Annotated in this window: 13 protein-coding genes and 1 tRNA gene; 11 read left to right on the plus strand and 3 right to left on the minus strand. The window is 64.9% G+C overall.

What is annotated here, in order from left to right:
* Positions 1-67 precede the first annotated feature (67 nt).
* Positions 68-772, plus strand: a complete 705-nt coding sequence (locus ACM6JT_RS25025; protein ID WP_034184003.1) for a CoA transferase subunit A — start codon at positions 68-70, stop codon at positions 770-772.
* Between the two features lies 1 nt (position 773).
* The gene (locus ACM6JT_RS25030; protein WP_034184004.1) at positions 774-1415 is read left to right on the plus strand and encodes a CoA transferase subunit B; all 642 of its coding nucleotides are present in this window, start codon (positions 774-776) and stop codon (positions 1413-1415) included.
* Between the two features lie 142 nt (positions 1416-1557).
* On the opposite strand, the gene ACM6JT_RS25035 is transcribed toward ACM6JT_RS25030, so the two are convergent.
* The 3 genes from ACM6JT_RS25035 to ACM6JT_RS25045 are packed head-to-tail and all read right to left on the minus strand — an operon-like array spanning position 1558 to position 3895.
* On the minus strand, positions 1558-2274 hold the full coding sequence (locus ACM6JT_RS25035) for an SDR family oxidoreductase (protein ID WP_034184005.1): 717 nt from the start codon (positions 2272-2274) through the stop codon (positions 1558-1560).
* A gap of 35 nt (positions 2275-2309) precedes the next feature.
* Positions 2310-3305, minus strand: coding sequence for a polysaccharide deacetylase family protein (locus ACM6JT_RS25040; RefSeq protein WP_414857530.1), 996 nt, complete (start codon positions 3303-3305; stop codon positions 2310-2312).
* 32 nt (positions 3306-3337) lie between these two features.
* Positions 3338-3895, minus strand: a complete 558-nt coding sequence (locus tag ACM6JT_RS25045; RefSeq protein ID WP_105390711.1) for an ester cyclase — start codon at positions 3893-3895, stop codon at positions 3338-3340.
* A 138-nt stretch (positions 3896-4033) separates the two neighbouring features.
* On the opposite strand from ACM6JT_RS25045, the gene ACM6JT_RS25050 reads away from it, so the two are divergent.
* The 9 genes from ACM6JT_RS25050 to rplT all read left to right on the plus strand — a co-directional run bounded on the left by ACM6JT_RS25050 (position 4034) and on the right by rplT (position 12458).
* The gene (locus ACM6JT_RS25050; protein WP_034184007.1) at positions 4034-4942 is read left to right on the plus strand and encodes a LysR family transcriptional regulator; all 909 of its coding nucleotides are present in this window, start codon (positions 4034-4036) and stop codon (positions 4940-4942) included.
* 198 nt (positions 4943-5140) lie between these two features.
* Complete coding sequence (locus ACM6JT_RS25055) at positions 5141-6037, plus strand: alpha/beta fold hydrolase (RefSeq protein WP_034184008.1); 897 nt, start codon at positions 5141-5143, stop codon at positions 6035-6037.
* A gap of 80 nt (positions 6038-6117) precedes the next feature.
* Complete coding sequence (locus tag ACM6JT_RS25060) at positions 6118-6471, plus strand: RidA family protein (RefSeq protein ID WP_034184009.1); 354 nt, start codon at positions 6118-6120, stop codon at positions 6469-6471.
* Between the two features lie 59 nt (positions 6472-6530).
* On the plus strand, positions 6531-8765 hold the full coding sequence (locus ACM6JT_RS25065) for a RelA/SpoT family protein (protein WP_034184010.1): 2235 nt from the start codon (positions 6531-6533) through the stop codon (positions 8763-8765).
* An 85-nt stretch (positions 8766-8850) separates the two neighbouring features.
* A tRNA-Val gene (locus ACM6JT_RS25070) sits at positions 8851-8927 on the plus strand.
* A gap of 271 nt (positions 8928-9198) precedes the next feature.
* Positions 9199-11106 carry a threonine--tRNA ligase gene (gene thrS / locus ACM6JT_RS25075; RefSeq protein ID WP_105390704.1) on the plus strand — a complete coding sequence of 636 codons (1908 nt, stop codon included), beginning with the start codon at positions 9199-9201 and terminating at the stop codon, positions 11104-11106.
* A 49-nt stretch (positions 11107-11155) separates the two neighbouring features.
* Complete coding sequence (gene infC, locus ACM6JT_RS25080) at positions 11156-11680, plus strand: translation initiation factor IF-3 (RefSeq protein ID WP_071734130.1); 525 nt, start codon at positions 11156-11158, stop codon at positions 11678-11680.
* Between the two features lie 190 nt (positions 11681-11870).
* The gene (gene rpmI, locus ACM6JT_RS25085; RefSeq protein ID WP_004191477.1) at positions 11871-12068 is read left to right on the plus strand and encodes a 50S ribosomal protein L35; all 198 of its coding nucleotides are present in this window, start codon (positions 11871-11873) and stop codon (positions 12066-12068) included.
* Positions 12069-12098: 30 nt separating this feature from the next.
* Positions 12099-12458 carry a 50S ribosomal protein L20 gene (gene rplT, locus ACM6JT_RS25090; RefSeq protein WP_004192938.1) on the plus strand — a complete coding sequence of 120 codons (360 nt, stop codon included), beginning with the start codon at positions 12099-12101 and terminating at the stop codon, positions 12456-12458.
* Positions 12459-12633 lie beyond the last annotated feature (175 nt).

Consider the following 12633-nt stretch of genomic DNA (forward strand, 5'->3'; position numbering starts at 1 on the left):
GCGGGCTTGCGGCCCACGTGGGCGCGTGAACCGGTTTTGCTGGTTTCCATAAAGGAAGGGACAACAGATGAACAAAGTCTATCCAAGCGCGGCTGCCGCGCTGGAAGGGATCGTCCGCGACGGACAGACCTTCGCGGTGGGCGGCTTCGGCCTGTGCGGGATTCCGGAGGCGCTGATCGCGGCATTGCGCGATTCGGGCGTCAAGGGCATCACCTGCATCAGCAACAACGCGGGCGTCGACGGTTTCGGTCTCGGCCTGCTGCTGGAAACGCGCCAGATCAAGAAGATGATCTCGTCGTACGTCGGCGAGAACAAGGAGTTCGAGCGCCAGTACCTGGCCGGCGAACTCGAGCTCGAATTCACGCCGCAGGGCACGCTCGCCGAAAAGCTGCGCGCGGGCGGCGCGGGCATCCCCGCGTTCTTCACGAATACGGGCTACGGCACCGTGATCGCGGAAGGCAAGGAAACGCGCCAGTTCGGCGATCGCCACTACGTGCTCGAGCCGTCGCTGACGGCCGACGTCGCGCTCGTGAAGGCGTGGAAGGCCGACAAGTCCGGCAACCTGATCTATCGCCGCACCGCGCGCAACTTCAACCCGATGTGCGCGATGGCCGGCAAGATCACCGTGGTGGAGGTCGAGGAGATCGTCGAGAACGGCACACTCGATCCGGACCAGGTTCATACGCCGGGGATTTTCGTGCAGCGCATCGTGCTGAACGCGACGCCGGAAAAACGCATCGAACAACGCGTCGTACGCGCGAAAGGAGACTGACATGGCCTGGAATCGTGACCAGATGGCCGCGCGCGCGGCGCAGGAACTGCAGGACGGCTTCTACGTGAACCTCGGCATCGGCCTGCCGACGCTCGTCGCGAACCACGTGCCGGAAGGCGTCGAGGTGTGGCTGCAGTCGGAGAACGGGCTGCTCGGCATCGGCCCGTCGCCGACCGAGGATGAAGTCGATGCCGATCTCATCAACGCCGGCAAGCAGACCGTCACGACGCTGCCGGGTTCGTCGATCTTCTCGTCGGCCGACTCGTTCGCGATGATCCGCGGCGGCCACATCAACCTCGCGATCCTCGGTGCGATGCAGGTCAGCAAGCAGGGCGACCTCGCGAACTGGATGATCCCGGGCAAGATGATCAAGGGGATGGGCGGCGCGATGGACCTCGTCGCGGGCGTGAAGCGCGTCGTCGTGCTGATGGAGCACGTCGCGAAGGGCGATCAGCACAAGATTCTCGACGAATGCAACCTGCCGCTGACGGGTGTCGGCGTGGTCGACCTGATCATCACCGATCTCGGCGTGATCGAAGTGACGCCGGCCGGCCTGAAGGTCCTCGAGCTCGCCGACGGCGTGAGCGCCGACGAGATCCAGGCGAAGACGGGCGCACCGCTCGACGTGAGCGCGGTCGCGTAAGCCGACGGAGCTTGGCGCCGCGCGCTGTTGCGCGGCTGCGGCGCCCCGCATGCTTCGATGCATGCGGGGCGCTGTCTTTTGGCGCGCGGGAATGCGCGTTTTCATGGCGGTCGCGCCCGTGTCACGGACCTTTCTCGATGTATTACGCGATTGCGCCGCCGCCGTCGACGAGTACGGTCGAACCGGTCGAGTACGGCGTCGCAGCCAGATAGACGATCGCGTTTGCGACATCCTCGGGCCGGCCCACGCGGCGCGCCGGCAACCGCTGCGCGGCGCCGGCGAACATGGCGTCGCGCGCGTCGGTCGCGAGCTTGTCCCACAGCGGCGTGGCGATCAGGCCGGGCGACACCGTGTTGACGCGTACCGGGGCCAGTTCGAGTGCCAGGCCGCGGGCCAGTGCATCGAGTGCCGCATTGATGGCGCCCTGCAGTACCGACGATGCACTCGGTCGCACGCCGAGAAACCCCGACACGAACGTCAGCGAGCCGCCCGGGACGATGTCGATTGCCCGCGCGATGCGATACGCGCCCCAGAACTTGCTGTCCATCGCGGCCTGCGCGGCGTCGAGTGCGAGCGAGCGGACCGGGCCCGTTGCGGTTTGGGCGGCGGAAATCACGACGTGGTCGAACCGGCCGGCGCGTGCGCAGAATGCGTCGACTTCGTCGGTTCGCGTGATGTCGAGCGGTGCGAAGCGCGTGCCGCGGCCGATTGCGGCCGCGATCGCCTCGCCCTTGCGTGCGTCGCGCGAAGCGATCGTCACGCGTGCGCCGCGTTGCGCGAATGCCTGCGCGGCCGCCGCGCCGATCCCGGAGCTCCCGCCGACCACGAGCACCGCGTTGCCATTGAATGAATCGTTCATGATGGTTCGTTTCCGTTGAGAAGAAAGAAATCCGGTCAGATCGTCTCGGTTTCGCGCAGTGTCGCCGCGCTGCCGAGCGCGTAACGCGCGATCTCGTCCTTGCGCATGAACGCGACACCCGGATGCGATCGCGCGTAGCGCAGGAATTCGTCCCACGCACGGACCATCTGCGGCGTGCCGCTGATCCGGTCGTGTGCGCTGATCGACATCAGCCTGCGTCGCTGCCCGGCCTCCGCGTAGAGCTGGTCGAAATCGAGCTTGATCTGCTCCAGGAACATCGTCGGCGAGTAATTGCGGCCTTCGATCAGCAGGATGTCGTTGTTGCGCAGCGTGTACGGGACGACCACGAAATCGTGCCCGTTCACGGTCTCGATGAACGGCTCGTCGCGGCTGACGTCGTCGATGTGATAGACGTAGCCGAGTTCCTGCAGCAACGACAGCGTGTTTGGCCCGCGCCGCAACCAGTTGCAGTTGTAGCCGATCGGCCTCGTGCCGGTCACCGCCTCGACCATGTCGCGCGCTTCGGTCAGGAAGCGTCGCTCGTCGTCGCGGCTCATTGCGAACTGCGAGCGCCAGGTCGGGCCGTGCGCGGCCGCTTCGTGGCCGCGCGCGACGATCTCGCGGGCCAGTTCGGGATGGCGGCGCGCGGCTTCCCCGATCATGTGCGACGTGACTTTCACGTCGTGGCGGTCCCACAGGTCGAGAAGGCGCGGAATCCCTTCCCGGTAGCCGTATGCGAACCAGGTGGCTGACGCGAGATCGACCGGCACGGACGGTGGAAACGCGACTGGCGGGAAGGGGCTGTCCGCGCCCTTGGGCGGTTGCCCGCCGGCTTCGAATTGCATCGAGATCGAGATCGCCAGGCGGATGTCGTCCGGCCAGAACTTGCCGTCCGCGGCGGTCGGCGCGGCAAGCGACCCGGCCGTTGCGGTGCTTGCGCCCCGCGCTGCGCTGCCGAGTACCGCGCCGGCGGCGGCCAGCCCGGCGCCGGCACCGGCCTGTGCGAGGAACGCGCGGCGGGCCGTGCGCATCGAAGGATCGTAGTTCGTCATCGGCCGGGCCCTCAGTTTGCGACGCCGAGTTGGCGCATCAGTGTCAGGTTGTCTTCGATGTGCCAGTTCTCGGCGATCCGGCCGGCCGCGATCCGGTAGATGTCGGTCGCGATGAAATCGACTGCCTGTCCATGACCGGTCGTGTTACCGAAGACCGCGGTGAAATGCCCGCGAAACCGCAGGTGGACGACGACGCGATCGCCGGCGACGATCATCTGCTCGATCTCGCAATGCAGGTCGGGAATCGCCGCGCGCATCGTTCGTGATGCCGCGAGCGGCCCCGGCAGGCCCTGGGCGCGTCCGGCCGGCAGCGTGCGATCCGTGAAGTCGGCAGCGAGTGCCGCGCGCGCAAGCGTCTCGTCTCCGGTGTCCCAGAACGTGGCGTAGCGGCGCGCCGCAAGGATCTGGTCGTTCGCCTGCGCGGCAGGCAGTCCGGCCGCGACCGTCAGGTGCAGCGGAGCCGCGAGGTCGGCCGCATTGGCGGTGACGGGCGGTAGCGCGACTGCGGCAAACGTCGTCGCGAGCGTGCCGGCAATCGAGCGGCGCAGGAATCGTTGCAACGCAGACATCGGATTCTCCTTTTTCATGATGGTGCGCCTGGATGGCGCAGTGACGTCATGGTAGGTTTCCGAATTCGATATAAATACCGAGGGGAAGCGAATGGATTGTTCGAAAAAAGGAAAGGGTGGCGGCTTGAGGATGCTCGAATGCTGATCGACGACCTGCCCGCGCTGGAAACCTTCTCGATCGTCGTCGCGGCGGGCAGCCTGTCGGCGGCGGCGCGGGAGCAGGACTTGTCGCTGTCGGTAATCAGCAAACGGCTTGCGCACCTGGAGGCACGGCTCGGCGTGCGCCTGCTGCACCGGACGACTCGCCGGCAGACGCTGACCGACGAGGGCGCGTTGTTCCATGCACAGGTGCTGCGCATCCTCGCCGAAGTCGACCTGGCGGAAACGCTGATGCAGGATCGTCGCGGCACGGTGAGCGGCCTGCTGCGCGTGACTGCGCCGGGCGACATCGGGCGCCTGCGGATCGCGCCGCTCGTCGCCGAGTTCCGGCGCCGGCATCCGCAGGTGTGCGTGCAACTGATTCTGACCGACACGGTCGTCGATCTGCTCGCGCACGAGATCGACGTCGCGGTGCGGATCGGCAGTCTCGCCGATTCGTCGATGATCGCGCGGGAACTGGCGCCGAACCGCCGCGTGCTGTGCGCGTCGCCGGCATACGTGGCCGAATGCGGCTTACCGGTGCATCCCGGCGAGCTGCGTGCGCACCGTTGCATCGTGATGGGCGAGCAACTGCAGGCGGAATGGCGGTTCGATGGCTTGGACGGCCCGATCGCGGTCGAGGTCGCGGCGGCGGTGCTGACCAACGACGGGGGCGCGGCGCGCATGCTTGCGCTCGACGGCGCGGGCATTGCGTTGAAGTCGATCTGGGACGTCGCGTCCGATCTCGAGGCGGGCCGGCTCGTGCGGGTGCTGCCTGCGTATGCGGCGCCGGCGGCGCCGCTGCATGCGGTCTATCCGGGCGGGCGGCATCTCGCGTTGCGCGTGCGGACGTTCGTCGACTTCATGCGCGAGCGCTTGCAGGCGGCGTGGCACTGGGACGAGAGCTGACGTTGCGCGCGATTGTGCGGATCGTTTCGTCGAAAGAGGGCGCCCGGCGAACATCACGCGCGCAGCATTCCGCGGCACGGATGGCCGGCGGCGGACCGTGTCGGGCCGCGCCGCGCGACCGAAGCGGTTTACAATCGTCTGCATTGGGCCGCACCAGCGTTGCCTCGCTGCGCGCCCCCGTTCGACAGGATGCCAACGATGCCAACGACCCAAGCGAATCCCCCGGTTCCTCGCCAGCGGCGCGTGCAGTGTGCGAGCGCTGCCGGCCTTCATCACGTCGCCTATACCGAATGGGGCGACCCCGCCAATCCGCGCGTGCTGGTCTGCGTGCATGGCCTGACCCGTTCCGGGCGCGATTTCGACAGGCTCGCCGCCGCGCTGTCCGATACCTATCGCGTCGTTTGCCCCGATGTCGTCGGGCGCGGCCGGTCCGACTGGCTCGCCGATCCGCGGCTCTATGCGATCCCGCAATACGTGGCCGACATGGTGACGCTGATCGCGCGGCTCGACGTCGAATCGGTCGACTGGTTCGGCACGTCGATGGGCGGCCTGATCGGCATCGCGTTCGCGGGGCTGCCCGGTTCGCCGCTGCGGCGGATGATCGTCAACGACGTCGGCCCGCGCATCGAACCCGATTCGCTGACGCGCATCGGCGAGTATCTCGGCGTGCAGCCGCGCTTTGCGACCGAACAGGAGGGTGTCGACTATCTGACGTCGTTGTCGCTGCCGTTCGGCGCGCTGACCGCCGACGAGTGGCGCGAGCTCAACGGGCCGCTGCTGCGCGAACTGCCCGAAGGCGGCTGGACGATGCGCTACGATCCGCGCATCGCCGAGCCGTTCAAGGCGACGACGCCCGAACTGGCCGCGCTCGGCGAGGCCGCACTGTGGCACGCCATCGAGACGACGGACGCGTCGCTGCTCGTCGTGCGCGGCGAGACGTCCGACCTGCTGTCGCGCGAGACGGTGGCCGACATGGTGCGTCGCGGCCGGCATGTGACGCAGGTCGAGATTCCGGGTGCGGGCCACGCGCCGGCGTTCATCGGCGCCGACCAGATTGCGCTCGCGCGGCGGTTTTTCGTCGAAGGCGACGCATAAACGCGTCATAATATGCGGTTCGGCGGCACGCGGGCCGTGCCGTCGTCCGATTCTTCACCCACTCAAGACCGGAACATTCCATGGCAGTCATTCGTCATCACGTCGGGGCCCGTCTCTCCGAAACCGCGATCCACAACGGTACCGTGTATCTGGCCGGCCAGATCGCCGAAGACACCGCGCAGGACATCAGGGGCCAGACGCGCGAAGTGCTCGGCCACATCGACCGCCTGCTCGCCGAAGCGAACAGCGACAAGGCGCATCTGCTGTCGGTGCAGATCTACATCTCGGATCTGGCGAACTTCGAAGGCATGAATGCGGAGTGGGACGCATGGGTCGCGCAGGGCAACACGCCGCCGCGCGCCACCGTCGAGGCGAAGCTCGCGGATCCGGCGCTGCTCGTCGAGATCGTGGTCGTCGCCGCGCAGCGGAGCTGAGCCGCGCTGAGTTGAGTTGAGCATTAACCGACGATGACCGCATTCCGTCAGGCCGTGCAATGACCGAGTCCGTTTCCACTTCCCCCGTCGCGGCACCGTCGTTCGACGACGTGCTCGCGTTCGTGCGCGAGCGGGCCGGCGACGCACGGCTGTCGTCCGGCGAACTGCTCGCCGATCACTCGGCGGGCACGGCGTCGATCATGCGCACGCTGAACGTCGATCCGTCCGCGATGCAGGCCGCCGCACTGTTCGTACTGACGCCGCACCTGAACGACCCGGAGCGCGAGCTCACCGAACGTTTCGGCGACGAAGTGGCGCGGCTCGTGTCGGACGTGCGCAAGCTGTTGCGGCTCGGCACCGTCAGCCTGCGCGCCGCGCAGAACGCGGTGCCCGACGCCGGGCGCGACGCGGCGGAAGAGCGGCGCACGCAGATCGAGGCGCTGCGCAAGATGCTGCTCGCGTTTGCGCAGGACATCCGCGTGGTGCTGATCCGGCTCGCGTCGCGGTTGCAGTCGCTGCGCTACTACGCGGCCGCGAAGATCGACCCGCCGCCCGACGTCGCGCGCGAGACGCTCGAGATCTATGCGCCGCTCGCGAACCGCCTCGGGATCTGGCAACTGAAGTGGGAGCTCGAGGATCTCGCGTTCCGCTTCGAGGATCCCGTCACCTACAAGCGGATCGCGAAGCTGCTCGACGAGAAGCGCATCGAACGCGAGGCGTACGTCACGCAGGCGATCGGTCGGCTGCAGCACGAGCTGGCGGACGCGCACATCCAGGCCGACGTGAGCGGCCGGCCGAAGCATATCTACAGCATCTGGCGCAAGATGCGCGGCAAGGAGCTCGATTTCGCCGAGCTGTACGACGTGCGCGCGTTTCGCGTGATCGTGCCCGACATCAAGGATTGCTACGCGGTGCTCGGCATCGTGCATCACCTGTGGCAGCCGGTGCCGAAGGAGTTCGACGACTACATCTCGCGGCCGAAGCCGAACGGCTACAAGTCGCTGCATACGGTCGTGATCGGCGACGACGGCCGTGCGTTCGAAGTGCAGATCCGCACGCAGGAGATGCACCGCTTCGCGGAGTACGGCGTCGCCGCGCACTGGCGCTACAAGGAGGCCGGCGCGCGCGGCTACGGCGGCCAGTTCTCGGCGAGCGACAAGTACGACGAGAAGATCGCGTGGCTGCGTCAGTTGCTCGCATGGAAGGACGATGTCGAGGACGGCCCGGGGGTATCGGGCGACCAGGCGTGGGCGCAATTGCGCGAGACGTCGCTCGACGACGACCACATCTACGTGCTGACGCCGCAGGCGCGCGTGATCGCGCTGCCGCAGGGCGCGACGCCGGTCGATTTCGCGTACCACCTGCACAGCGAGCTCGGTCATCGTTGCCGCGGCGCGCGCGTCGACGGCGTGATGGTGCCGCTGAACACGCCGCTCGCGAACGGCCAGACGGTCGAGATCGTCGCGGTGAAGGAGGGCGGGCCGTCGCGCGACTGGCTGAACCTGCAGCTCGGTTACCTGAAGAGCTCGCGCGCGCGCCAGAAGGTGCGGGCGTGGTTCAACTCGATCGAGCAGGAAGAAAATGTTGCGCATGGCCGGGCGCTCGTCGAAAAGACGCTGCAGCGCGAGGGCAAGACGTCGGTCAACCTGGACAACCTCGCCGCGAAGCTCGGCTTCAAGTCGCCCGAGGAGTTGTTCTCGGTCGTCGGCAAGGAAGAATTCAGCCTGCGCAATGTCGAGCACGCGCTGTCCGATGCGCCGCCGCCTGAACCTGCGCCCGAGGCGCCTGCCGATTTCGAAAAGCGCAGCAGCGGCGCGAGCGTTGCGCACGGTGCGTCGACCGGCGTTCTGGTGGTGGGCGTCGACGCGCTGCTGACCCAGCTCGCGCGTTGCTGCCGGCCGGCACCGCCCGATCCGATCAGCGGCTTCGTCACGCGCGGCAAGGGGATGTCGATCCATCGGAGCGACTGCCCGACGTTTCGCCGGATGGTCGAGCGCGCGCCGGAACGCGTGCTGCAGACGACCTGGTCGGCCGACGTGCTGGGCGGGCGCGGCGCATCCGTCTATCCGGTCGACCTGATGATCGAGGCGAGCGACCGGCAAGGATTGTTGCGCGACATCTCCGAAGTGTTCGCACGCGAAAAGATCAACGTGGTGGGCGTGAAGACGCAGAGTCGCCGCAATGCGGCATTCATGCAGTTCACGGTCGAGGTGTCGAACTCGGCGCAAGTCCAGCGCGCCTGTACGCTGCTCGGTGAGGTGCAGGGCGTGGTGCGGGCCGGTCGCAAGGCATGATGGGGTTGGAACACCGTTATTTTGCTGCGACTGCATAAAAACGCTTGCCAAACCGATAGCAGCTCCATATAATTTCAGCTTCTCTAGGCTCGTAGCTCAGCTGGTTAGAGCACCACCTTGACATGGTGGGGGTCGTTGGTTCGAGTCCAATCGAGCCTACCAACGAATTGAGAATGCCCGGTCTCCGGGTGTTCGATGCAGTAAATAGCTCAACGCGAACAAGGCGAATACGGTTATGACACCGCGAACGTTGACCGAAACCACTTCGGAGCGACGCTAGTCGAGGAACGTTTTCGCCCTTTCAGTTTGAGTGAAGTATCGAATGCGGCCCCTCGAAAGCGGGGCCGCATTTTTTTTGTCGCGAAAATTCCGCGCGTGACTTTTACATCGCGTGCCTGGTCTGCCGCCCACTGTCGGCATCACGGAGATTGGTATGGTTTCGATACGCTTGCCTGACGGCTCAGTTCGACAATACGAGCATCCGGTGACAGTTGCCGAGGTTGCAGCCTCGATCGGTCCCGGCCTTGCGAAGGCTGCGCTTGGTGGCAAGCTCGACGGCGAACTCGTCGATACGTCCACGGTGATCGACCGCGACGCGTCGCTCGCCATCGTCACGGACAAGGATGCCGACGGCCTCGACATCATCCGTCACTCGACGGCGCACTTGCTCGCATACGCGGTGAAGGACCTGTATCCGGATGCGCAGGTGACGATCGGCCCCGTGATCGACAACGGCTTCTATTACGACTTCTCGTATAACCGTCCGTTTACGCCGGAAGATCTGGAAAAGATCGAAAAGCGCATGCAGGAACTCGTGAAGAAGGACGAGCCCGTGACGCGCCGTGTCGTGTCGCGCGACGAGGCCGCGGGTTATTTCCGCAGTCTCGGCGAGAAGTACAAGGCCGAGATCATCGAGTCGATTCCGCAGAGCGACGAAATCAAGCTGTATTCGCACGGCGGCTTCACCGATCTGTGCCGCGGCCCGCACGTGCCGTCGACCGGCAAGCTGAAGGTCTTCAAGCTGATGAAGGTCGCGGGCGCGTACTGGCGCGGCGATTCGAAGAACGAGCAGCTGCAGCGCATCTACGGCACGGCCTGGACCAAGAAGGAAGACCAGGATCAGTATCTGCACATGCTCGAGGAAGCGGAAAAGCGCGACCACCGCAAGCTCGGCAAGCAGCTCGATCTGTTCCACATGCAGGAAGAGTCGCCGGGCATGGTGTTCTGGCATCCGAAGGGCTGGGCGCTGTGGCAGCAGGTCGAGCAGTACATGCGCCGCCGCGTGAACGAAGCCGGCTACCTCGAGATCAAGACGCCGATGATCATGGACCGCTCGCTGTGGGAAGCGTCGGGCCACTGGCAGAACTATCGCGAGAACATGTTCACGACGGAGTCGGAGAAGCGCGACTACGCGATCAAGCCGATGAACTGTCCGGGGCACGTCCAGGTGTTCAAGCACGGCCTGCGTTCGTACCGCGACCTGCCGTTGCGTTACGCGGAATTCGGCTCGTGCCACCGCAACGAGGCGTCGGGCGCGCTGCACGGCCTGATGCGCGTGCGCGGCTTCGTGCAGGACGATGCGCACATCTTCTGTACGGAAGACCAGATCATTGCCGAGTCGATCGCGTTCAACAAGCTCGCGATGAGCGTGTACGGCGATTTCGGCTTCGATCACATCGACATCAAGCTGTCGCTGCGTCCGGAGCAGCGCATGGGTTCCGACGAAACGTGGGATCGTGCCGAGCAGGGCCTGCGTGAAGCGCTGACGGCGTGCGGCCTCCAGTGGGAAGAGCTGCCGGGCGAAGGTGCGTTCTACGGTCCGAAGATCGAGTACCACATCAAGGACGCGCTCGGCCGTTCGTGGCAGTGCGGCACGCTGCAGCTCGACATGATGCTGCCGGAACGCCTCGGCGCCGAGTACGTGGCGGAAGACAACAGCCGTCGCCGGCCCGTGATGCTGCACCGTGCGATCGTCGGTTCGATGGAGCGATTCCTCGGCATTTTGATCGAGCACCACGCTGGTGCGATGCCGGTCTGGCTCGCGCCGATGCAGGCTGTTGTGCTCAATATCGCCGAAAGTCAGGTCGAATATGCGCAATCTCTGGCCCAATCGTTGCAAAAACAAGGGGTTAGAGTGACGGCGGATTTGCGCAACGAGAAGATTAGCTATAAAATACGCGAGCACACGCTGGAAAAGGTGCCTTATCTCCTCGTCGTGGGCGATAAGGAGCGTGATGCGCAAACGGTAGCCGTGCGTGCCCGTGGCGGCGTCGATCTTGGCGTGATGCCGGTCGATGCCTTCGTTGAGCGTCTGCAGGAAGACCTGCGCTCGTTCAAGTAACCACCCTGGCAGCGCGGCTCGTTTTTTTAATTTTTAGAGGAAACGTAACATCGCTACTGATAAGTCGTCGCATCGCATCAACGGTGAAATCACTGCGCCGGAAGTGCGTCTGGTCGGGATCGAGAACGAACCGCTCGGTATCGTAAAACTCGCTGATGCTTTCCGTAAATCGGAAGAACTGGATGTTGACCTGGTGGAAATCGCGCCGCAAGCGGTTCCCCCGGTTTGCCGTCTGATGGATTACGGCAAGTTCAAGTACCAGGAATCGAAGAAGCAGCACGAAGCGAAGCTGAAGCAGAAGGTCATCCAGGTCAAGGAAGTCAAGTTCCGCCCGGGTACCGATGACGGGGATTACAACGTCAAGCTCCGCAATCTCGTGCGCTTCCTCGAAGAGGGCGACAAGACGAAGATCACGTTGCGTTTCCGCGGTCGCGAAATGGCTCACCAGGAAATCGGTATGCGGATGCTTGAGCGTCTGCGCACGGATCTCGAGGAAGTCGGCCAGGTCGAGCAGATGCCGAAGATGGAAGGGCGCCAGATGATCATGGTGCTCTCGCCGAAGAAAAAGAAGTAACGGGCTCGCGCGCTTCGCGCGCAGGTTCGGAAGTGGTTCGGCGCGTTGCCCGGTCAGGGCGGCGCGCCAACAATGACGGCGGCTGCGCAAGCGGTACGCCGTACACAAGTGGACTGGGTTTCGAAGGGCGGGTCAAGGGCGCAAGCCAACCGCACACCCATCGCCATCTAATAAACTGGAGTTGTTCGTCATGCCTAAGATGAAGACCAAGAAGAGCGCTGCAAAGCGCTTCGTGGTGCGTCCGGGCGGTACCGTCAAGCGCGGTCAAGCCTTCAAGCGCCACATCCTGACCAAGAAAACCACGAAGAACAAGCGCCATCTGCGCGGCGCAACGGCAGTTCATGATTCCGATCTGAACTCCGTCCGCGCGATGCTCCCGTTCGCGTAACCCCTCAATCGATACTCTAAGGAGAGAAACATGCCTCGAGTCAAACGTGGGGTAACCGCACGGGCCCGCCACAAGAAGATCATCAACCTGGCCAAGGGTTATCGCGGCCGCCGCAATAACGTCTACCGCATCGCCAAGCAGGCGGTGATGCGCGCTGGTCAGTACGCGTACCGCGATCGCCGCAACAAGAAGCGTGTGTTCCGCGCACTGTGGATCACGCGTATCAACGCGGCAGTTCGCCAGCACGACATGACCTACAGCGTGTTCATCAACGGCCTGAAGAAGGCGTCGATCGAACTCGACCGTAAGGTGCTGGCCGACATGGCGGTGTTCGACAAGGCTGCTTTTGCTGCGATCGTCAAGCAGGTGAAAGCCGCCGTTGCAGCCTAATTGCGAAATTAGCACTGCGTGGTTAGTTGCAGCGATGATCCGGTAGTCTCGGCCGCTGCAGCGAAAACGGGGCTCTTCCGAGCCCCTTTTTTTATCGGCCCTCGCTGGGCCGCCCCAAGAGGGCCGATCGCCCCCTCGGGGGGCAGCGAAAGAAGAGAGCGTGGGGGCCGTTTTT

Source organism: Burkholderia sp. IT-111MI5, from assembly GCF_949752865.1.
Taxonomy (GTDB): Bacteria; Pseudomonadota; Gammaproteobacteria; order Burkholderiales; family Burkholderiaceae; genus Burkholderia; species Burkholderia pyrrocinia_C.